At 58.6% G+C, this 22,539-nt stretch carries 19 protein-coding genes; 17 read left to right on the top strand and 2 right to left on the bottom strand.

The window, feature by feature from the left end; translation table 11 throughout:
• Positions 1-36: 36 nt before the first annotated feature.
• A complete protein-coding gene (locus ACKXF9_RS11120) occupies positions 37-276 on the bottom strand; it encodes a GlsB/YeaQ/YmgE family stress response membrane protein (RefSeq protein WP_418266220.1) in 240 nt (79 codons plus the stop codon).
• 18 nt (positions 277-294) lie between these two features.
• The gene (locus ACKXF9_RS11115) at positions 295-987 is read right to left on the bottom strand and encodes an endonuclease III domain-containing protein (protein WP_418266219.1); all 693 of its coding nucleotides are present in this window, start codon (positions 985-987) and stop codon (positions 295-297) included.
• Between the two features lie 179 nt (positions 988-1,166).
• On the opposite strand from ACKXF9_RS11115, the gene ACKXF9_RS11110 reads away from it, so the two are divergent.
• From ACKXF9_RS11110 to ppk1, 17 genes are all read left to right on the top strand, one after another.
• Positions 1,167-2,441, top strand: a complete 1,275-nt coding sequence (locus tag ACKXF9_RS11110) for a replication-associated recombination protein A (protein WP_418266218.1) — start codon at positions 1,167-1,169, stop codon at positions 2,439-2,441.
• Positions 2,442-2,480: 39 nt separating this feature from the next.
• Positions 2,481-2,873 (top strand): Fur family transcriptional regulator, encoded by a 393-nt coding sequence (locus ACKXF9_RS11105; protein WP_249238654.1) that lies wholly within the window; start codon positions 2,481-2,483, stop codon positions 2,871-2,873.
• 134 nt (positions 2,874-3,007) lie between these two features.
• A complete protein-coding gene (gene miaB, locus ACKXF9_RS11100) occupies positions 3,008-4,387 on the top strand; it encodes a tRNA (N6-isopentenyl adenosine(37)-C2)-methylthiotransferase MiaB (RefSeq protein ID WP_339394807.1) in 1,380 nt (459 codons plus the stop codon).
• A 52-nt stretch (positions 4,388-4,439) separates the two neighbouring features.
• Positions 4,440-4,847: a YlbF family regulator gene (locus tag ACKXF9_RS11095; RefSeq protein WP_348583565.1), complete on the top strand. Its 408-nt coding sequence runs from the start codon at positions 4,440-4,442 to the stop codon at positions 4,845-4,847.
• 219 nt (positions 4,848-5,066) lie between these two features.
• Positions 5,067-7,682 (top strand): DNA mismatch repair protein MutS, encoded by a 2,616-nt coding sequence (gene mutS, locus ACKXF9_RS11090; protein WP_418266217.1) that lies wholly within the window; start codon positions 5,067-5,069, stop codon positions 7,680-7,682.
• Between the two features lie 35 nt (positions 7,683-7,717).
• Positions 7,718-9,877 (top strand): DNA mismatch repair endonuclease MutL, encoded by a 2,160-nt coding sequence (mutL, locus tag ACKXF9_RS11085; protein WP_418266216.1) that lies wholly within the window; start codon positions 7,718-7,720, stop codon positions 9,875-9,877.
• Positions 9,861-10,805, top strand: a complete 945-nt coding sequence (gene miaA / locus ACKXF9_RS11080) for a tRNA (adenosine(37)-N6)-dimethylallyltransferase MiaA (RefSeq protein ID WP_418266215.1) — start codon at positions 9,861-9,863, stop codon at positions 10,803-10,805. Before mutL ends, miaA begins: the two co-directional genes overlap by 17 nt.
• Positions 10,806-10,810: 5 nt before the next feature.
• On the top strand, positions 10,811-12,124 hold the full coding sequence (locus tag ACKXF9_RS11075) for an HlyD family efflux transporter periplasmic adaptor subunit (protein WP_418266214.1): 1,314 nt from the start codon (positions 10,811-10,813) through the stop codon (positions 12,122-12,124).
• A gap of 110 nt (positions 12,125-12,234) precedes the next feature.
• The gene (locus tag ACKXF9_RS11070) at positions 12,235-12,699 is read left to right on the top strand and encodes a cell division protein SepF (RefSeq protein ID WP_418266213.1); all 465 of its coding nucleotides are present in this window, start codon (positions 12,235-12,237) and stop codon (positions 12,697-12,699) included.
• Positions 12,683-13,501, top strand: coding sequence for an RNA-binding protein (locus ACKXF9_RS11065; RefSeq protein WP_418266212.1), 819 nt, complete (start codon positions 12,683-12,685; stop codon positions 13,499-13,501). The genes ACKXF9_RS11070 and ACKXF9_RS11065 overlap by 17 nt, the downstream gene beginning before the upstream one ends.
• A gap of 15 nt (positions 13,502-13,516) precedes the next feature.
• Positions 13,517-14,350, top strand: coding sequence for a DivIVA domain-containing protein (locus ACKXF9_RS11060; protein ID WP_418266211.1), 834 nt, complete (start codon positions 13,517-13,519; stop codon positions 14,348-14,350).
• Between the two features lie 39 nt (positions 14,351-14,389).
• The gene (gene ileS, locus ACKXF9_RS11055; protein ID WP_097775650.1) at positions 14,390-17,185 is read left to right on the top strand and encodes an isoleucine--tRNA ligase; all 2,796 of its coding nucleotides are present in this window, start codon (positions 14,390-14,392) and stop codon (positions 17,183-17,185) included.
• Between the two features lie 90 nt (positions 17,186-17,275).
• Positions 17,276-17,749, top strand: coding sequence for a signal peptidase II (lspA, locus tag ACKXF9_RS11050; RefSeq protein WP_249238663.1), 474 nt, complete (start codon positions 17,276-17,278; stop codon positions 17,747-17,749).
• 3 nt (positions 17,750-17,752) lie between these two features.
• Positions 17,753-18,685 (top strand): RluA family pseudouridine synthase, encoded by a 933-nt coding sequence (locus ACKXF9_RS11045; RefSeq protein WP_418266210.1) that lies wholly within the window; start codon positions 17,753-17,755, stop codon positions 18,683-18,685.
• Entirely contained in the window at positions 18,682-19,512 is an 831-nt protein-coding gene (locus tag ACKXF9_RS11040; RefSeq protein WP_418266209.1) for an HAD hydrolase family protein, read from the top strand. Before ACKXF9_RS11045 ends, ACKXF9_RS11040 begins: the two co-directional genes overlap by 4 nt.
• 66 nt (positions 19,513-19,578) lie before the next feature.
• On the top strand, positions 19,579-19,938 hold the full coding sequence (locus ACKXF9_RS11035) for a ComEA family DNA-binding protein (RefSeq protein ID WP_418266208.1): 360 nt from the start codon (positions 19,579-19,581) through the stop codon (positions 19,936-19,938).
• Positions 19,939-19,968: 30 nt separating this feature from the next.
• Positions 19,969-22,404: a polyphosphate kinase 1 gene (gene ppk1, locus ACKXF9_RS11030; RefSeq protein ID WP_418266207.1), complete on the top strand. Its 2,436-nt coding sequence runs from the start codon at positions 19,969-19,971 to the stop codon at positions 22,402-22,404.
• The last annotated feature ends 135 nt before the right edge of the window (positions 22,405-22,539 follow it).

Raw genomic sequence — 22,539 nt, 5'->3', positions numbered from 1 at the left:
AAAACTCAAAGAGCAGTCATGATATAAAGTGAAAAATTACTTGAACAGCTTGCGGCCGATCCAGATGCAGACGCAGGCACCCACAACGGACACGAGGATCTCGCCCACGATGCCGGTAGCACTCAGGCCGATCAGGCCGAACAGGATGCTGCCCACAAAGCCGCCCAGAATGCCCAGCACAATGTTGCGCAGGGTGGAAGTTTCGCTGCCCATGATGCGGCCCGCAATGTAACCGGCCAGTGCACCGACCAGCAGACTGAAGATGAAACCGAACATATCAATACCTCCTGAAATTTATGATCCTGCCGTCTGTGTATCGGATTGCTCCTGCGCATAGCGGCAGATGGCCTCCAAACAACAGTGTTCGCATTCCGGTTTGCGCGCATTGCACACAGCCCGGCCATGCATCACAAAACGATGACACAGATCGCTGCCTTCCTCGGGCGGGATGATCTTCCACAGGGCCATTTCTACTTTCTGCGGCTCCTTGATGCCGTCCACAAGGCCGATCCTGTTGCACAGCCGGATGCAGTGGGTATCTGTCACGATGGCTGGCTTGCCAAACACATCGCCCATGATGAGGTTTGCGCTCTTGCGGCCCACGCCGGGCAGAGCCAGCAGTTCTTCAAAAGTGGCGGGGACCTGACAATCGTATTTGTCCCGCAGCATCCGCATACAGGCGGAGATATCCCGCGCTTTGGAGTGCCCAAGGCCGCAGGGTTTCACAATGGCTTCGATGTCCTCCGGTTCTGCGGCAGCCAGTGCGGCTACACTGGGGTATTTGGCGAACAGGTCCTCGACCACGATATTCACGCGGGCATCCGTACACTGCGCGGCCAGCCGGACACTGACAAGCAGCTGCCATGCATGGGCGTAGTCCAAGGTGCATCCGGCATCCGGATACTCTTTTTTCAGACGGTCAATGACCTCCAATGCCAGAGCCTTCCTGGCGGTAAGATCCTCCGGCACTTTTTGGCGAACAGACATTGTTCCACCTCCTTTGACAAAAAGCTAAGATGATAATACCATGTTTTGCATTTTTTGTAAACTGCAGCCGGGGATTATCTGAGAATGATTTTCAGATAAAGTATTGCTCTCGCCGCATAAATGCGATATACTATAGAAAAATACCGGGTTCTTTGCCCGGTATGGGAGGAGGGAACACGATGAACGAACCATTGGCGCAGCGCCTGCGGCCCAAAACTCTGGCAGACGTCTGTGGCCAGCAGCATCTGCTGGCACCGGACAGGGTGTTCCGCCGTACCATCGAAAGCGGACGTATCCCCAATATGATCTTCTATGGCCCATCCGGCACGGGCAAGACCACCGTGGCCCGCATCATTGCAGAAAACAGCGGTATGACGCTGCACAAGCTGAACGGCACATCCTGCGGTACAGGGGACATCAAGGCGGTGCTCAAGGACATCGGTACGCTGGCGGGAGCGGGCGGCATCCTGCTGTATCTGGACGAGATCCAGTATCTGAACAAAAAGCAGCAGCAGAGCCTGCTGGAATGCATTGAGGACGGCTCGGTGACGCTGATTGCATCCACCACCGAAAATCCGTACTTCTACATTTATAATGCGCTGCTGTCCCGGTGCACGGTGTTCGAGTTCAAGGCCCTGTCTGCAGCGGATGTGGAGCGCGGTCTGCACAATGCGGTGAAAAAGCTCTCGGGAGACGGGGAACCGGAGCTTGATATGGACGAGGATGCCTGTGCCTACCTTGCAGAGAGCGCAGGCGGCGATCTGCGCAAAGCACTGGGCTGTCTGGATTTTGCGGTAACGGCGGCACCCATCGAGGACGGAAAAAAGCACATCACGCTGGAAATGATCCGGCAGGTCACCCGCCGCACAGCCATGCGCTATGACCGGGAGGGCGACGACCACTATGATATCGTGTCAGCCTACCAGAAGTCCATGCGCGGCTCCGACCCGGATGCGGCGCTGCACTATCTGGCCCGTCTGCTGGAAGCAGGCGACCTGCCCTCGGCCTGCCGCCGTCTGATGGTGTGCGCCTGTGAGGATGTGGGCCTTGCCTACCCGCAGATCATCCCCATCGTGAAGGCAGCGGTGGATGCCGCCAATATGGTGGGCCTGCCGGAGGCGCGGCTTCCGCTGGCAGACGCCGTTGTTCTGGTGGCCACCAGTCCCAAATCCAACAGTGCTCACGATGCCATCAATGCAGCCATTGCGGATGTGCAGGCGGGCCGCACCGGGCCTATCCCGCGCCAGCTGCAGAACAAACACTATGATGGTGAGGATGCACTGGTGAAGGGCCAAAACTACAAATACGCCCACGACTACGATCATCACTGGGTGGCACAGCAATACCTGCCGGATGCGATCAAAGATGTGAAATACTATACCTTTGGCGACAACAAAAATGAGCAGGCTGCCCGGGCCTACTGGGCAAAGATCAAGGGCGAAGAAAACGTCTGAACAAGACTTTTTGTATGAGGAGAAAGCAAAGGAGAAGTTATGCGATATTCCAAACAGCGCGAGCTGGTCATGCAGACCGTACAGGCCCTGTGCGACCACCCCACCGCCGAGGAAATTTATGATGCTGCGGTCAAGGAGTGCCCGGGCCTGAGCCTTGGCACCGTGTACCGCAACCTGAACAGTCTTGTGGATGCGGGCCGGGTGCGCCGGGTCTCCATCCCGGGCAAGGCAGACCGCTTTGACCACACGCTGCCCTGGCACAGCCACCTGTACTGCACGGTATGCGGCAGCGTGACCGACGCCGAGGTGGACGAAGAACAGGTGATGAAGCTGGTCAGGAACCAGAAGGGCTGCGTGCAGGACTGCGCTGTGGTGCTCATTGGCGTGTGCGAAGCCTGCTGTGAGGCACAGATGCAGGAAAATATGCAGTGACCTTTGGGAAAATTGCGCACTACCCCTTGCCCGAAACGCGCAAAGAGCGTATACTAAAGAGAGCTTTCTGCAAAGGCAGAAAAAAGAGTTTCGCCGTGCGGGGAGAAGCTTCCCGGCGGAGAAGGATGGTTTGATTGGAATACATTAGTTTTGAACATAATAACATCGCCGCTGAGCTGGTAAAGCAGGCCTATGATACGCCGCCGCTGGCTTTTGTGCACAGCTATGGCTGCCAGCAGAACGTGAACGACGGCGAGCGGATCAAGGGCGTGCTGATGGACATCGGCTATGGCCTGTGCGATAAGCCCGAGGACGCCGACCTGATCCTCTTCAACACCTGCGCCGTGCGTGAGCATGCCGAGCAGCGTGTGTTCGGCAACGTAGGTGCCCTGAAGGGACTCAAGGAAAAAAAGCATGACCTCATCATCGGCCTGTGCGGCTGCATGGCGAACCAGAAGCATGTGGTGGAAAAGCTGCGTAAGAGCTACCCTTACGTCGATCTCGTGTTTGGCGTGGATGGCATCGACACCCTGCCGCAGCTCATTGCCCAGAAGCTACAGAAGCACAAGCGTGTGCTGATGGAGCCCGCCCAGCGCCCGGTCATCGTGGAGAATATCCCCATCCGGCGTGAGAGTGAGTTCCGCGCATGGCTGCCCATCATGTACGGCTGCGACAACTTCTGCACCTACTGCATCGTGCCCTATGTGCGCGGCCGCGAAAAGAGCCGCAAGCCCGGCGATATCCTTGCCGAGTTCCGCGGTCTTGTGGAGGCAGGCTATAAGGAGATCACATTGCTGGGGCAGAACGTCAACAGCTACGGCAAGGGTCTGGAAGAAAAGGTGGACTTTTCCGATCTGCTCAACCTGCTGTGCACGGTGCCCGGCGATTACCACATCCGCTTTATGACCAGCCACCCCAAGGATGCCAGCCACAAGCTGATCGACACCATTGCCGCCCAGCCGAAGCTGTGCAGGCACCTGCATCTGCCGGTGCAGTGCGGCTCGGATGAACTGCTGAAGAAGATGAACCGCCACTACACCGTGGAGCAGTATCTTGAGCTCATCGAATATGCCCGCAAAACGGTGCCCGGCATCACCTTTTCCAGCGACATCATCGTTGGCTTCCCCGGCGAGACCGAGGAGGATTTTGTCAAGACGCTGGAGCTGGTGCAGAAGGTGGGCTATATGCAGCTGTTCACCTTTATCTATTCCAAACGCACCGGCACCAAGGCTGCCGAAATGCCCGATCCCACCCCCCGCAAGGAAAAGACCGACCGCATGACCCGCCTGCTCAAGCTGCAGGACGAGATCGCCATGTCGCTGGTCAAGGCGCAGGTGGGCCAGACCGTGAAGGTGCTGGTGGAGGGCTTCGGACGCAGTGAGGGAAGCCTTTCCGGCCGGCTGGATAACAACCTGACCGTAGAATTTGCCGCAGATGCTTCCCTGATGGGCAGCTATGCCAACGTACATCTCACGGGCGCACGGGCGACTGTGCTGCTGGGTGAGCTTGCCTGAGTGATTCCGGGGCAGTGCCCCTGAACGTATAAATAAGAAGGAGACCATTCAAATGGATTGCATTGATCTTTTCAAGCGCGCAGCCGTTGCGCTGCAGACCGATAGCCGCTACCTCGTTCTGGATCAGACCCGCAAGGCAAACGATAAGGACGAAGAGCTGCAGAACATGATCGGCGAGTTCAACCTCGCCCGCATGGATCTGAACAACGAGATCGGCAAGAGCGAGCGCAACGATGCCCGCATCGCCGAGCTGAACGAGAAGGTGAACAACCTGTACGGCCAGATCATGGGCAACGAAGGCATGGTGGCTTACAACGAGGCCAAGCGCGACTGCGAGAACCTTGTGAACTATATTGATGCCATCATCAACACTGCCATGAATGGCGGCGACCCCATGACGGTACAGGAGCCTTCTGCTTCCTGCACCGGCAGCTGTTCCACCTGCGGCGGCTGCCACTGAGAAGTTCATTTCATAACGCATGAACACCGGTGTGCCGGTGCTTCTTTCCGGCAAAACAGCCGCAGCCTGATTTTTGGCAGGCTGACGAGGAATGCGGGATGAAAACGACTTTCGAGCCAAAAACTTCGACAGAACGCGGCTGTGCAAAACAGACCGCGTTTTGTTTGCCGCAGCGGTTACAAGCCGCAAACTATGCACAGAACGGGAGAGGGAAATAACATGGCAGAGCTGTCGCCCATGATGCAGCAATATCTTGAGATCAAAAAACAGCATAAAGACGAAATTCTCTTTTACCGCATCGGTGACTTTTACGAGATGTTCTACGATGATGCCCTCACGGCATCCAAAGAGCTGGATCTGACCCTGACCGGCAAGCAGTGCGGTCAGGCCGAGCGTGCGCCCATGTGCGGTGTGCCCTTCCACAGCTACGAAGGCTATGTGGCCCGGCTGATCGCCAAGGGTTACAAGGTGGCTATCTGTGAGCAGGTGGAGGACCCGGCCAAAGCCAAGGGCCTTGTCAAGCGGGACATCATCCGTGTGGTCACGCCCGGCACGGTCATTGAGAGCAGCATGCTGCAGGACGACCGCAATAACTACATTGCCAGCATCTTCCTCAAGGGGAAAAAAGCCGGTTTGTGCTTTGCAGATGTCTCCACCGGCACGGCGCATATCACCGAGCTGAACGCGGATAAAACGGCACCGGCTGTGATCACAGAGCTGTGTCGCTATCATCCCAGCGAAGTTCTGATGAATCCGGGCCTTCTGGACTGCCGCGAGGTGACGGCGTACATCAAAAAGAACATGACCTGTTCGGTGGAGCTGATCGAAGAGGAACGCTATGCGCCGGGCCTTGTGGCGGCATCGCTGGAAAATCAGTTTGGCCGCGACTGGACGCAGACCACCGGCATTGCCGCCGACGGCCTTGTGCGCTTTGCCATGGCAGCGCTTCTGGAATACCTCCACGATACCCAGATCAAGGGCGTCGAGCGTCTGAAAACGGTCATCAGCTACAACAAGGCGCAGTTCATGCGGCTCTCGCCGGTGACACGCGCCAATCTGGAACTGACCGAGACCCTGCGCGGCCGCGAAAAGCGGGGGACACTGCTCTGGGTGCTGGATAAGACCAGTACCTCCATGGGCAAGCGTATGCTGCGCAGCTGGATCGAACAGCCGCTTGTTTCCAGCGCACTCATCAACCACCGCCTGAACGCTGTGGAAAGTCTGGTAAAGCAGACCATGGCCCGGGGCGATCTTGTGGAAGAGCTGCACTACATTGCGGATATGGAACGCCTGATGACCCGAACGGTCTATGGCTCTGCCACACCCAAGGAGATCTATACGCTGGCCCAGACCTGCGACCGTCTGCCCGGTCTGCGCAGGCAGGCTGAAGCCTGCAGCTGCCCGGAGCTTTCCGAGCTGGCAGCACAGATCGACCCGTTGGAGGATATCAAGGCCCGCATCTATGCGGCGGTGGACCCGGAAGCGCCTTCCACCCTCAAGGATGGTGGGGTCATTGCCAAAGGCTACCATGCCGAGGTGGACGAGCTGCGCTCCATCCGCGACAACACCAAGGGCGTTCTGGCGCAGCTGGAAGCCCGTCTGCGGCAGGAAACCGGCATCCCCAAGCTGAAGATCGGCTATAACCATGTGTTTGGCTACTATATCGAGGTCAGCAATTCCTACAAGGCGCAGGTGCCGGAGACCTATATCCGAAAGCAGACCCTGACCAGCGGCGAGCGCTACATCACGCAGGAACTCAAGGAGCTGGAAAGCAAGATCTTAGGTGCGCACGAGCGGCTGATCACGCTGGAACACCGCCTGTTCAGCGAATTGCTGGAAAGCATCAGCGCTCAGCTGGACCGCATCCAGCGCACGGCAAACGCGGTTGCAGAGCTGGATGTTCTCACTGCACTGGCGCAGGCGGCGGCAGAAAACAACTATTGCCGCCCCGTTGTGGATGACAGTGACGAGCTGACCATCACGGAGGGCCGTCACCCTGTGGTAGAGCAGATGCTCAAGGGCAGCCTGTTTGTGCCCAACGACACCACCCTCAACTGCACTACCGACCGTTGCCTGATCATCACCGGACCCAACATGGCGGGTAAATCCACGTATATGCGTCAGAATGCACTGATTGCGCTGATGGCGCAGATCGGTTCCTTCGTGCCGGCATCCAGCTGTCATGTGGGCGTGGTGGACGCCATCTTCACCCGCATCGGTGCGTCGGACGATCTGTCTGCCGGTCAGTCCACCTTTATGGTGGAGATGACCGAGGTGGCAGAGATCCTGAAAAATGCCACCTCCAGAAGCCTTGTGGTGCTGGACGAGATCGGCCGCGGCACCTCCACCTTTGACGGCATGAGCATCGCCCGTGCGGTGGTGGAGCATATTTCGGACCCGGCCAAGGGGCTTGGCTGCAAGACCCTGTTTGCCACCCACTACCACGAGCTGACCGAGCTGGAAGGCAGCGTGGACGGCGTAAAAAACTACAATATTGCGGTGAAAAAACGCGGCGAGGACATCACCTTCCTGCGCCGCATCGTGCGCGGCCCTGCAGATGACAGCTACGGCATTGAGGTGGCAAAGCTGGCAGGCCTGCCCGGCAGCGTGACCCGCCGCGCCCACGAGGTGCTGCGTGCGCTGGAAGCTGCTGCTCCCAAAAACAAGGTGGAGCAGATGGATTTTGACGCATTGCAGGAGTACAACTCTCCGGCGGTTCCCAGTGAGATGATGGAAAAGCTGGAAGCACTGGATGTGGAAACGCTGACCCCCATTGAAGCACTGAACTTCCTCTACGAGCTGAAAAAGACCCTGAAGGGCAGCCTGAACAGTTGATAGCCTGCCCGAAAAAACCATAAGGAGGGAACACCATGGCAGTGATCCATGTTCTGGATAAGCACACCGCCGAACTGATCGCCGCTGGCGAGGTGGTCGAGCGGCCTGCGTCAGTGGTCAAGGAGCTGCTGGAAAACTCCATCGATGCCGGAGCTGCGCAGGTGACGGTCAGCATTGAATCCGGCGGCGTCAAGCTGATCGAGATCAGCGATAACGGCACCGGCATTGAGGCGGAATACATTTCCACGGCGTTTATCCGCCATGCCACCAGCAAGATCGAAAAGCCGGATGATTTGAACAGCATTCACACGCTGGGCTTCCGCGGCGAAGCACTGGCATCCATTGCCAGCGTGGCGCGCGTGGAGCTGACCACCCGCACCGAGGCAGACGAGTTTGCCACCGTCTACCGCATCGAGGGCGGGGAAGAGATCTCCCGGGAGCCGGGTGCCCGTGCGGTGGGTACTACCATCCGGGTGAAGGATCTGTTCTACAACACCCCCGCCCGCATGAAGTTCCTCAAAAAGGACTCTTCCGAGGGCACCTTTGTGGCGGATACGATCGCCCATGTGGCCCTCAGCCACCCGGAGGTCAGTGTCAAATTCATCCGGGAGGGCAAGCTGCAGTATGTCACCCCCGGCGACGGTCAGCTGCGCAGCGCGGCCTATGCGGTTCTGGGCCGGGAGTTCAGCCGGGACCTCATCGAGCTGAAAAATCAGGAGGGTGTGTACCGCATCACCGGCCTGATCACCCCGCCCAAAAGCTGCCGCGCCAGCCGGAGTATGCAGCATTTTTACATCAATGGCCGCTATGTGCGCAACCGCACCATGATGGCTGGCATGGAGATGGCCTTCAAGGGCACCATGATGCAGGGCAAGTTCCCGGGCGGCATCCTTCTGCTGGAAATGCCGGCAGACCTTGTGGATGTCAACGTCCATCCGGCAAAGGTGGAAGTGCGTTTTGCCCGGGAAAATGATATTTTTGATGTGGTCTACCACGCCGTCAAGCTGGCACTGGCTCAGCCCGGCACCGGCGAACGGCTTTTCACCTTTGATGCAGATGAAAAGTCTGAAAATGAAAAAACAATCGATAAAAAGATTGAAAACAGTGTAAAGAAAAATAACTTTACAGGACTTTCCGCCATCATTCCCGGGCAGGCGGACCCGGGCACCCTGCCGCAGCAGCGCTGGGAACCGGCAAAAACGGAGGAACGGCCCGCTCTGCGGCCGGAGCCGGTAGGAAAAGCCGCGCCGACCGCTGCGCCCCGCTGGCAGAGCGGCACGCAGAATGCTCCCATGCTGGACCCCTTCGTGACGCTGCACAGTCCGGAAGCGGAAAACCCCCGGACGGCAGAACCCTTCCGCGCTGCAGCCAGCGAGGCACAGCTGGACGTAGAGCCGGAACTGGCTGGACAAGAGAATGCAAAAATCCATGTGGCGCAGGATCACATGGCGGCATGGGATGCAGTGTCTGCGGTACAGGAAAACAAGGCAGCGCCTTCCGCGCCGGAGAGCCCGGATGGACCGGCAGAGCAAAAGCGTACCGCTGCTGCATGTCCGGCAGAAGAACTGTCGGCGGAAGCAGCAGAGCCGGAGCAGCTGAACTTTGACCCGACAGCCGGTCAGCCGGAGCCGCTGCACTATGTGGGTGAGGTGTTTAAGACCTACATCCTTGCAGAGCGCGGAGACGAGCTGTGCCTGATCGATAAGCATGCTGCCCATGAACGCCAGCTCTATGAGAAGCTGGCGGCCAGCTACGGCAATGTGCCCGGCCAGCTGTTGCTGGAGCCTGCTGCCATCGATCTGTCGGCAGAGGAAAAGCAGGCGCTGCTGGACAACATTCCGCTGCTGGAAAATGCAGGACTGGAAATTGCAGATTTTGGCGGGAACACGGTCGTGCTGCGGGCGGTGCCTGCAGATGTGGAGCCGCAGAATGCAGAAAGCCTGCTGGTGGAGATCGCAAATAAGCTGCTCAAGGGCGGCCATGATGCGCTGAATGAGCACACCGAGTGGGTGCTGCATTCCATCTCCTGCCGTGCAGCCATCAAAGCGGGGGATAAGTCCTCGCCGCAGGAGCTGCTGGCGCTGGCCGAAAAAATCCTTTCCGGCGAGGTGCCGCCCTTCTGCCCGCACGGACGCCCCTGCGTACTGAAATTGACCCGAAAGGAGCTGGAAAAGCAGTTTGGACGCATCGTGTAAACATCCGGTCGTAGCCGTTGTGGGTCCCACTGCCACAGGCAAAACCGCTCTCGGCGTGGCGCTGGCAAGGCATTTTTCCGGCGAGGTCATCAGCTGCGATTCCATGCAGATCTATCAGGGGCTGGACGTCGGCACCGCAAAGGTGACGCCGGAGGAGACCTGCGGCGTCCCGCACCACGGCGTGGACATCCTGCCGCCGGACAAGACTTTCAGTGTGGCAGATTTTACGGCTATGGCTGCAGCGCTGGAACAGGAGATCTCGGCACGGGGAAATCTGCCCATTCTCGTGGGCGGCACGGGCCTGTATGTCCAGAGCTTTCTGTACGGGGTGCGCTTTGCCGAGGAGAAAACGCCTGCCGGCCTGCGGGAGCAGCTGGCGGCGGAGCTTGCCGAAAAAGGCGGTGCGGCCATGTACGAAGAGCTGCGCCGGGCCGACCCGGAAGCCGCAGCGGCCATCCATCCGAACAATCAGGTGCGCGTGCTGCGCGCACTGGAACATTACCGCGCTACGGGCAGGCGTCTCAGCGAACAGAAGGCAGATTCCCTTCCGCAGGAACGACCCTACCGCAGCCTGATCCTGGGACTGGATTTCCCGGACCGTGCGGCCCTTTACCGCCGCATCGATCTGCGGGTGGACAAGATGCTGGAAGCGGGCCTTCTGGCAGAGGCAGAGTACGTCTGGCGCAGCCGCGAACGCTTCCGCACGGCGGCGCAGGCCATTGGCTATAAGGAATTCTTCCCGTATTTTGAAGGTACGGCTCCGCTGGAAGCCTGTACAGATAAACTCAAGCAGGCGTCCCGCAACTATGCCAAGCGCCAGCTGACATGGTTCCGTCATATGGACGGTGTGGTCTGGCTGGATGCCGGTGCACCGGATGCGGCGGAGACTGCCATCCATCAAGTGAGTGAATTTTTATCGAAAGGGTGATCGATATGCCGGACGAGACCCGGAAGGAGGGCCGTGCATCCCATGGATTTGCCACGCTGGCAGGGGTGCTGATCGCATTTCTGCTGCTGGCTGCAGGGTATGTGCTCTATCAGGCCATGCATGTCCTGTTCCCGCAGAATGTCTATGAAACGGCACTGCCTGCGGTCATTTCGGATACCGTGGATGCAGACGGCGTGCTGCTGTTTGACGAAAGCTATGTGGCAGGCAGCGGAAACCTTGGATATCTTGCGGCGGACGGTGAGCGCGTTTCCGCAGGCACTGCGGTGGCAGAGATCTACAGCAATGCATCGCAGGCCGCGCTGCGCCAGCAGCTGACCCAGCTGAATGACCAGATCGATCTGCTGCAGAGATCCCAGAACACGGCAGCCCTGCAGCTGGACAGCCTTTTAAAAGAACGCGCTGGCGCACTGTATGATCTGCTGGATACACTGGATGACGGCGACTACGAGGCAGTGGATGATGACTCCAATGCCTATCAGCTTGCACAGAACAAGCTCTGGGTCGTCACCGGTGATGCTGCAAACTTTACCGATCAGATCACGGCTCTGGTCCAGCAGGCCCAGAGCGTGCAGGCTCAGCTGGGCAGTCCCACCCAGATCGCTGCGCCGCAGACCGGTTACTTTGTACGGGCTTCCGGCAGCGGCAGACTCAATGCCGGCGCGGACGACATCCTTGCACTGAGTGCGCAGGAGCTGCAGGGCTATCTGGATTCCGACCCGGTGATCGCACTGGATGGCTGCGCCGGTAAGATCGTAGCCGGTTTTACATGGCGCTATGTGGGCGTGTGCAGCGCAAAGCAGGGAGAAAAGCTGCTGGGGCAGGACGGCAAGCCGCTGCGCTCTGCGGTGGAGATCAGCTTTCCGGGACGGATGGAAAACGGCCTGAAGGCGACCGTTGCCGAAGTGAGCATTGATGCGGACAGCGGCCTTGCACGCTTTGTGCTCACCTGCAACTCCATCAACGGGGATGTGCTGTGCCTGAACCGGGCTGCCGCACGGATCTCGGTAGGGGAGCACAGCGGCCTGCGGGTGCCTGCAGCAGCGGTGCACTATCTGAAGGAGGACGGGACCGAGGCCGAGACACAGGGCGAGAACTATGTTCCCGGCGTTTACGTCAAGCTTGGCAACATCGCGCGCTTCTGCCGGATCGACCCGGTGGATGCAGACCATCCGCTGATCACAGACGGCGATTACATCCTTGTTTTGCCCGAAGGGACCGAGGGTTCGGTCAGCAAGGTGAGGCTTTATGACGAAATAATCGTCTCCGGACAAAATTTGTATGACGGAAAGCTTTTGTAGTTATTGACATCTGAGGCAAAAAATCCGATAATAGATAAAGCTATTCTTTGCATTCTTTTGCAGAGAACGCCAGGCAGCACCAAGCTGCCGGAATGAAAGGAGCAGATTGTATGTCTTTTCTTGACAGCATCAAGAAGGGTCTGTTTGACCAGGAAGACGATTATGAGGACCAGTACATCGACGATGGTCCCCAGATGGTGAACAATAATAACGGCGTCGGTCTCGGTGCGGACGACGAAGCTGAGGAACATACCGAGGGCACCAAGAAGAACGGCAAGGTGGTCAACATCAATGCCACCACTCAGCTCAAGGTGGTGCTGGTAAAGCCGGAGCGCTTTGAGGATGCAAGCACCATTGCCGACCATCTGAACAACAAGCGCACGGTCGTGCTCAATCTGGAGTCTACCAACAAGGAAGTCTCCCGCCGTCTGGTGGACTTTTTGTCCGGTGTTGCCTATGCCAACAACGGCCAGATCAAGCGGGTGGCCAACAGCACCTTTATCATCACACCGTATAATGTAGACATCATGGGTGATCTGCTGGACGAGCTGGAGAACAATGGCGCGTTCTATTGATCCGCAGCCCAAAGCCGTGCGCGGGTTCATTCCCGCACGCACGGATGAAGAACGCTATCTCATGCGGCATATCGAGGATCTGGCCCGCACGGCCTTTTCCCGGGAGATCGCACGGTACTCCGGTTTTCTGAGCGACCGTGAGCAGGATCTTGCCCGTGCAGCGCTGGGGCGTGCGGACATAGAGGAAGGCTTCCGCTTTGAGGGCGGCTGGCCGCAGGCGGAACGCCGGATCCTCTGTCTGGAACCCGAGTACAGCTATGGGGAAAACCCCATCCGCTGCGTGCGGCTGCAATGCCGGGCTCTGCCCGGGGCCGCGCTGCCCGCGCACAAGGACTATCTGGGCAGCCTGATGGGTCTGGAACTGAAGCGCGAAGCGCTGGGAGACATCGTTCTGCCGGAGGATCAGCCGGGCACAGCTTATGTGTTTGCGCTGGAACCGGCAGCACAGCTCATCTGCCGGGAGCTGTTTCAGGCCGGGCACACCGAGCTGACCACTGAGCTGCTGGAACCGGACGAGATACCGTCCTTCCCGCAGGCCCGGCGCGAGCTGCGCAGCGCTACCGTGTCGTCTCTGCGGCTGGACGCTGTGCTTGCGGCCATGCTGCGGTGCAGCCGGGGGCAGGCGTGTGAGCTGATCGCGGCCGGCAGGGTGGAGATCAACCATCTGCCTGCCGAAAAACCCCATGCGCCGGTGTATGAGGGTGATGTTTTTACCGTGCGGGGCAAGGGCCGCTTTGGCCTGACGGCACTGCCCGGAAAAAGCAAAAAAGACCGGTCGATCATCGAATTTTTTCAATATTAAAAGCAACGGGAGGAAATGACTATGCTGACTCCGCAGGATGTCCGTTCTGTGCAATTTGAAAAAAACCTCCGCGGCTACCGCACAGAGGACGTGGATCGTTTTCTGGACAAGGTGGAAGAACAGCTGCAGGAGGACGATGCACAGGCGGAACAGCTTCGCAAGCAGATTGCGGATCTGACTGCTGAAAACCAGAAGCTGCACGAGGAGCTGAAGAGCTTTGAGGCAGACGGTGAAATGCTCAAGAGTGCATTGATCAATGCGCAGCGCATGGGTGAGAACGTCATCCGTGAAGCAAACCAGAAGGCGGAAGAGATCATCCATCGTGCAAATCTGCGCGGTGATGATATCATCCGCGATGCCAACGAACTGCTGCAGAAGGCCAACGACCGTGCAGATGAGATCGAGAACGAGGCAAACGAGAAGCGCCTTGCAGAAGAGCGCGAGTATGACCGTGTGCGTCTGGAAGTGACCCGCTTCAAGTCCGATGTGCTCAATCTGTACCGCAGCCATGTGGAGTCGCTGAGCCGCCTGCCGGAGTTCCAGAAGGAAACGCCCGCACAGGAAGCTGCCGACGCAGAGCCTGCAGCCGACGAAGCCGAACCTGCGGCTGCCGCTCAGCTGCAGGCCGCAGATGTGCAGCCTGAGGCAGAGCCTGTTCCGGCTGCAGAAGAAGATGCAGAATCTGCCGCCTCTGCTGAAGATGACAGCGAGGCGGCTGACAGCAGCGAGGATTTCTGGGCAAAGGACGAAAGCCAGCTCAAGCTGGACCCTCCGCCCGCGCCTCCTGCTGATTTTAAGCCGGACGAGCCGGACTACGATGCTTTTCAGGGCGTCAAGTTCAGCGAGTAAGGCGACCCCATAAGGAAATATAGAGGAGAGTGTAAACCATTGGCTAAGAACAAATCGCAGTACGATAGTACTCTGAACCTGCCCAAGACCCTGTTTGAAATGCGTGCCGGCCTGCCCAAGAAGGAGCCGGTCATGCTCAAGGATTGGGACGACAACGACCTGTACAATCAGCTCATGAAGCACAACGAGGGCAAGCCGCAGTTCATCCTGCACGACGGCCCTCCGTACGCAAACGGCAATATCCATATGGGTACTGCCCTGAACAAGATCATCAAGGATATCATTATCCGCGACAAGAACATGGAGGGCTTCCAGGCTCCCTACGTGCCCGGCTTTGATACCCACGGCCTGCCCATCGAGCTGAAGGCTCTGTCCTCCGTCGGTGATAAGAAAAAGGACATTTCCAAGCTGGAACTGCGCCAGATCTGCGAAAAGTTTGCTACCGAGCACATCGATATCATGAGCGACCAGTTCAAGCGTCTGGGCGTTATCGGCGATTTCGAGCATCCGTATCTGACCCTGAAGCCTGAGTTTGAGGCACGCCAGATCGAGATCTTTGGCGAGATGGCCAAGAAGGGCTACATCTACAAGGGCCTGAAGCCTGTGTACTGGTGCCCGGACTGCCGCACGGCTCTGGCAGAGGCCGAGATCGAGTACGGCGAGGACGACTGCGATTCCATCTTCGTGCGTTTCCACGTCTCTCAGGACCCCAACGGTGTGCTGGCAAAGCACGGCATCCCGATGGACAAGACCTACTTCGTCATCTGGACTACCACCACATGGACTCTGCCCGCCAACGAGGCGATCTGCCTGAACGGCCAGTTCGAGTACTCCTTCGTCAAGATCGGCGATGAGTTCCACATCATGGCCACCGAGCTGGTCAAGAGCGTCATGGACGCCTGCCACATCGAGAACTACGAGATCGTGGGCGAGCCGGTCCCCGGTACCGAGTTCGAGCTGATGCGCTACAACCACGTCTACCTGCCCAAGGAAGGCTGGGTCATTCTGGGCGATCACGTCACGCTGGAAAGCGGTTCCGGCTGCGTCCATACCGCAGGCGGCCACGGCGTGGACGACTTCAACGTCTGCCAGAAGTATCCGCAGGTTCCCATCACCGTGCCCGTGGACGATGGCGGCTATCTGACCGAGCTGGCCGGCAAGTATGCGGGTCAGCGCGTGTGGGCTGCCAATAAGACCATTCTGGCCGATTTGACCGAGTCCGGCGCTGTCATGGGTCAGGTGCACATCAAGCATCAGTACCCGCACTGCTGGCGCTGCCATCACCCCATCATCTTCCGTGCAACGGAACAGTGGTTCTGCTCCATCGCAAAGTTCCGTGAGGACGTCTACAAGGCCATCGACACCGTTACCTGGATGCCGGACTGGGGCCATGACCGCATGAAGGGCATGGTGCGCGACCGCAACGACTGGTGCATCAGCCGCCAGCGCACCTGGGGCGTGCCCATCCCCGCATTCTACTGCAAGAAGTGCGGCACCTACCACATCACCGATGCCACCATCAAGGCTGTCAGCGACCTGTTCCGCAAGGAAGGTTCCGATGCATGGTATAAGTACGAAGCCGAGCAGATCATCCCTGCAGGCGAAGTGTGCGAAAAGTGCGGTGCTTCCGAGTGGACCAAGGACACCGACATCATGGACGTCTGGTTCGACTCCGGCTCCACCCACGCCGCTGTGCTGGAGGAGCGTCCGGAACTGCGTTTCCCCGCCGATATGTATATGGAGGGCGGCGACCAGTTCCGCGGCTGGTTCCAGTCCAGCCTGCTGACCAGCGTTGCAAGCAAGGGCTGCGCACCCTATAAGTCTGTTCTGTGCCACGGCTGGGTCGTGGACGAGCAGGGCAAGCAGATGCACAAGAGCGCCGGCAACGGCGTGGAGCCCAGCGAGATCATCAAGGACTACGGCGCTGATATCATCCGCCTGTGGGTGGCTTCTTCCGACTACACCGTGGATGTGCGTGCCGGCAAGAACATCTTCAAGCAGCTGAGCGAGGCTTACCGCAAGATCCGCAACACCGCCCGCTTCATTCTGGGCAATCTGGACGGCTTTGATCCCAACACCGACTGTGTGGCTGACGACCAGCTGCAGGAGATCGACCGCTGGGCACTGGCTGCTCTGGATGACCTGATGGTCAACACCAGCGCAGGCTACGCTGTGTACGACTTCAACAAGGTCTATCATGCAGTATACAACTTCTGCGTTGTTGCAATGTCCAACTTCTATCTGGATGTGACCAAGGACCGCCTGTACTGCACCAACGGCGCAGGCCGCAAGGCTGCTCAGACCACCATGTACAAGATCCTAGTGGCTCTGGACAAGATCATTGCGCCCATCCTGTGCTTCACCAGCCAGGAGATCTGGGACTTCATGCCCAAGACCGAGGGCATGAACAAGTACGTTGTCTTTGAGGAGATGCCCAAGGCTGGCCAGTATGCCGCCGATGAAGCCTTCAAGGCAAAGTGGGCTCAGCTGATCGCCGTCCGTGACGAGGTGAAGAAGGTTCTGGAGCAGGCCCGTGCCGAAAAGGTCATCGGTGCTTCTCTGGAGGCTGCCGTCACCCTGTACTGCAATGACGCGGTGTATGATCTGCTGAACAGCATCCCCATGGACGAGCTGGCCGACCTGATGATCGTCTCTCAGGTAGAGCTGGTCAAGGGCGAAGGCGGCGCTGCAAGCGCTGTTGAAGGTCTGGGCGTTGCTGCTGCACATGCCACCGGCGAAAAGTGCGAGCGCTGCTGGAAGTATTCTTCTTCCATCGGCAGCCATGCCGCACATCCCACCCTGTGCGCACGCTGCGCCAGCGTTGTGGAAGCCTAAGCGTTCCGCATAAAACAATGTTTTAAAGGGCGGCGCTCCCTTATACCGGGGAGCGCCGTTTTTTATACTGAATGATTTTGGGAGTATCCTATGGCATATGTTGTTTTTAATCTGCTCGCGGCTGCGGCACTCATTGGCATCGATCAGGCCATCAAGCTGTGGGCCACAAATGTGCTGCAGCCGGTGGGAGCCATGCCGCTGATCCCCCATGTGGTGGAGCTGCGGTTCGTGCTCAACCCGGGCATGGCGTTCAGTCTGCTCAGCGGCAAGCAGCTGTTCCTCATCATCGCTACCAGCATAGCGCTGATCCTTGTGGCCTACGGGCTGTTCTTTCGCAGCCGCGGCAGATACCTGCAGCAGGCTGCGCTGCTGCTGATCCTTGCCGGTGGTATCGGCAACCTGATCGACCGTGTGCTCAACGGCGTGGTGGTGGACTACATCAATCTGCTGTTCATGCAGTTTGCGGTGTTCAATTTTGCGGATATCTGCGTGTGCGTGGGTGTGGGTCTCTGGGTGCTGGAGATCTTTCTGGAAGAGCTGCACGGCGGCGCAAAGGAGCAGTGAGCCATGGAGCAGCGTGAATTTGTGGTGGAGCAGGAAACGGCAGGCCAGCGCATCGACCGCTTTCTCAGCGGCGAGGATACCGGCCTTTCCCGGTCTGCTCTGCAGGCGCTGGTGGCCGACGGTCATGTGCTGTGCAACGGCAGGCAGGTGGCCAAGAGCCTGAAGCTCAAGGCAGGGGACACCATTCTGCTGGAGATCCCGGACGCAAAGCCCATCGAGGCCGTGCCGCAGGACATCCCGCTGGAGATCGTCTATGAGGACGAGCATCTGCTGGTGGTCAACAAGCCCAAGGGCATGGTGGTGCACCCGGCTCCCGGCAACCCGGACGGCACACTGGTGAATGCACTGCTGTGGCACTGCAAGGGAAGCCTGTCCGGCATCGGCGGCGAGATCCGCCCCGGCATCGTGCACCGCATCGATAAGGACACCAGCGGCCTGCTGGTGGTGGCAAAGGACGATGCAACCCACATCGGCCTTTCCCAGCAGATGGCGGTGCACAGTGTGGAGCGCGCGTATCGCACCATCGTGTACGGCGGCTTTGCACAGGATGAGGGCTTTGTGGAGTCCAATCTTGGCCGCAGCAAAACCGACCGCAAAAAAATGGCAGTCTACCCGGCCAGCGAGCCCCACACCAAATATGCCTACACCGGTTATCAGGTGCTGGAACGGCTGAACAACTTCACCATGCTGGAATGCCGCCTGAAGACCGGCCGCACCCACCAGATCCGAGTGCACATGGCGTCCATCCAGCACCCGGTGGCAGGCGACCCGGTCTACGGCCCGCACAACTGCATCACCAGCCTGCACGGGCAGTGCCTGCACGCAAAAACACTGGGGTTCATCCACCCCATTACCGGCGAACAGCTGCGCTTTGACTCGGAACTGCCGGAATACTTCACTCATTTTCTTGCAACGCTCAGGAGGGGAACCCTATGAACCAGCTGGACCAAAGGCTTGTATTGTGTGATCTGGATCACCTGCTGCTGGGAGCGGATGGAAACCTGACGCAGGTTGTGCGGGACGTGCTGCAGCTGTTCGTCCGCCGCGGCGGCCGTTTTACGGTGTTCTCGCAGCGCACGCCCCGGGCAGTGCGCTCCATTCTGGGCAGTGTGCGGCTCAATGCCCCTGCGCTGGTGTGCGGCGGCGCGATGGCCTACCATTTTGCCGATGGCACCAGCCGGACGCTGTGCAGCTTTGCCGGGCAGGACGCCGATCTGTTCACCCGCCTGCCGGACGCAGCAGGCGTGGGCGTCGCTTTGCAGATGACCGATGGCACCACCCGGGTGCTGCGCATGAGTGAGGCGCTGGAACGCCATCTGCGGCAGGAGTGGACCCCCTATCTGCTGGCAAATGCAGCGGATATCAAGGGGGAAGAAGTGCTGCGGGTGCTGCTGTATCAGGACAGCAAGGCCGTGCCCATGATCTCGCTGCTGGAAAAATCGCTGGGGGATCGCACAGCGGTGCTGCTGGGCGAGCGTGCCGCAGCAGATACCCTGATCCTGACGCCCAGAACCGTTTCCGGCCACGAAATGCTGGATGCTGTGTGTATGCCGGTGGGCATCAATCCGGAGGATGTTCTGGTGCTGGCGGGCGGCATGTCCATGCTGGAGCTGGTGCGCAATGCCAGCCAGAGCGTGGCGGCGGCAGATGCGCCGCCAGAGCTGCGTCTTGCTGCGCAAAAGGTCACCCTGACCGATGCTGCGGCAGGCTCTGCGGTGGAAGTGCTGTACCGTATGGTACGGGATGCTGAAAATTTAGCGTAAAATTTGTGCAAGGCTTCTGCATATTCTTTCGCAGAAGCCTTTCTTTTTGGGGGAAAGTCAGGTACAATGAAAGAAACACATCTGCCGGAGTCCCAAAAACGGGAGGCGGTTTTTATCTGCCTCTCGGTAGCTGCAGTGATCCTGTGCGCAGCGCTGGCGTTTTATTTTGCCGTGCCGCTGCAGGACGCTGCGGTTCAGCCGCTGCCGGATACAGCAGGGCTGGAACAGCACATACTGGTGGATCTGAACACAGCCGGGCTTTCTGCACTGTGCACCCTGCCGGGCGTAGGAGAAAGCCGGGCCAGAGCCATTCTGGAATACCGGGAGCAGAACGGCCCGTTTGCACGGGTGGAGGATGCAGCCTGCGTTCCGGGCCTGACGCAGACTGTGGTGGATTCCTGGAAAGGGCAGGCAACCGTGAGCTGAGCCGCAAGGCAGCTGGAAAAGGGGAATACTATGAGTGACGATACCATTTTTATCAACCGGGAACTGAGCTGGCTGGATTTTAATCAGCGCGTTCTTGCATTGGGCAAAGATAAAAATGTTCCGCTTGCAGAACGGGTCAAGTTTCTTGCGATCTATGGCTCGAATCTGGACGAATTTTTCATGGTGCGCGTGGGTTCTCTGCAGGAGCGCGCCAATCTGGAACAGGAACAGGGCAAAAAGGTCAAGAGGGAAAACAAGACCAACATGTCCGCGGCGGAACAGCTGACTGCCATCATGCCCAAAACGGCACAGCTGCAGGAAGAATGCGACAAATACTACGCAAAGGCGCTGGAAGCGCTGGCGGAATGCGGTTATCGCAAGGTGGACTTTAACCATCTGACCAAGGAAGAGGAGCATTTCTGGAAAAAATATTTCCAGACCGAGCTGTTCCCCATCCTCAGCCCGCAGATCGTGGATAACCGCCATCCGTTCCCGTTCCTGCGCAACCAGGAGATCTATCTGGGCGTACTGCTCAGGGAAAAGCACCCTGCAGGGCAGAGTCTGGGCATCATCCCCATTTCCAGCCAGATGGAACGGATGCACATTGTAAAAAAAGATGACGAGACGCTGTTTGCCCTCACCGAGGAGCTGGTGCTGCATTTTGCGGCCAGCATTTTTGGCAAGGATGCCATTCAGGAAAAGTGCCTGTTCCGCGTGACCCGCAATGCGGACATCGACGTGAAAGAGGGCATGATGGATCACGATATCGATTACCGTGAGATCATGTCCGATCTGCTCAAGCGCCGCCGCAAGCTGGCGGCTGTGCGTTTGCAGATCACAACGGCATCTGCCCCGGAGGTGGAACGCCTGCTGTGCAACCGCCTTGTGCTGACCCATAAGCGGGTGTTCGTGCAGAAAAGCCCGCTGGATCTGAGCTTCTTCTATAAGCTCACCGGCAGGATCGAGGCAGACGGACATCCGGAGCTGTTCTACCCGGCGGCACGGCCCATGCTGCCGCCGCCGCAGTACGATCTTGCCGCCGAGGTGCAGAAGCATGATGTGCTGCTCAGCTACCCGTACCAGTCTATCCGGCCCTTCATTGCCATGCTCAAAAAGGCGGCACATGACCCGGAGGTCATTTCCATCAAGATGACCCTCTACCGTATGGCGCGGGAATCCCAGATCGTGCAGGCGTTGATGGAAGCGGCTGAAAACGGCAAGGAAGTGGTGGCTCTGGTGGAGCTGCGCGCCCGCTTTGATGAACAGAACAACATTGACTGGTCCAAGCAGCTGGAAGGAGCAGGCTGCACCGTTATCTATGGCTTTGATGATTACAAGGTGCACTCCAAGCTGACCCTCATCACCCGCAAGGGCGCACAGGGCTACTCCTACATCACCCAGATCGGCACCGGCAACTACAACGAAAAAACCAGTGAGCTGTACACCGATTATTCCTTTATCACGGCCGATCCCGTCATTGGCGAGGAAGCATCCAACGTATTCCAGAACCTTGCCGTACAGCGCCTGACCGAGGACAGCAGCAAGATGCTGGTGGCACCGCTGCGGTTCAAGAGCGTGCTTCTGGAAGAAATGGATCACCTGATTGCCGCCGCCCGCATGGGCCGTCCGGCGTCCATGATCCTGAAGAACAACTCCATCAGCGACCGCGACATCATCCTGAAGCTGCAGGAAGCCAGCTGTGCCGGTGTGCGCATCGACATGATCGTGCGCGGCATCTGTTGTGTGCGTGCAGAGGTGCCCGGCAAGACCGAAAACCTGCACATCCGCAGCCTTGTGGGCCGTTATCTGGAGCATGGCCGCATTTACAGTTTCTTTGATGGAGTGCACACCCGCGTTTATATTGCTTCCGGCGACTTCCTCACCCGCAACACGGAGTGCCGCGTGGAGGTGGGCGTCCGGGTGGATGACCCGGTGCTGGTGCAGAAGCTCACCGATATTCTGCAGCTGCAGCTGAGGGATAACGTCAATGCCCGGGAGATGCGCCCGGATGGCAGCTACCAGAAGGTGAAGCCTGCCGAGGGCGAAGCACCGGTCAACGGCCAGATGGATATGTATGAGCTGCTTCGGGATGACTGGACTGGAAAAGTTCCTGCCTGTGAAAAAACGGCACCGGCGGCTGTGGAGGCTCCGACGGCACCGTTGACTGCAGAAGCTCCCGCTGCAGAACCGTCTGCAGCGGAACCGGAGGCAAAGGCGGTGGAGTTCCCTGTACAGAAGCAGGAACCGCAAAAGGCTCCCGAATCGCCGGCACCCATCCATCTGGATGCGGCCCCGAAACCGGAGGAACGCGATCACTTTGACGAATTGGAACAGATGGTGAACCGCAAAAAACCGGCACCCCGGCCTGCTTCTGTGCCAAAGCCGGCAAAACCGGCCATCGCTGAAGCGCCTGCGCAGAAGAGCCGCCTGAAGCAGTTCCTGAACCTTTTCAAGTTCCGCAGATAACAGCACTGCAAGACCCGGCAGGGAAAAGCCCCGCCGGGTCTTTTTGAACCGCCGCCTGCATACAGTGGACTACAGCGGAAAGGGGAAACGGTATGCAGACAAAGCGGAGCGGACGAGCAGGATGGCGCATAAAAC

It is taken from the genome of Faecalibacterium sp. 9, assembly GCF_048320955.1.
GTDB classification, from domain to species: Bacteria; Bacillota; Clostridia; order Oscillospirales; family Ruminococcaceae; genus Faecalibacterium; species Faecalibacterium wellingii.
This window is presented reverse-complemented; position numbering and strand designations above follow the sequence as displayed.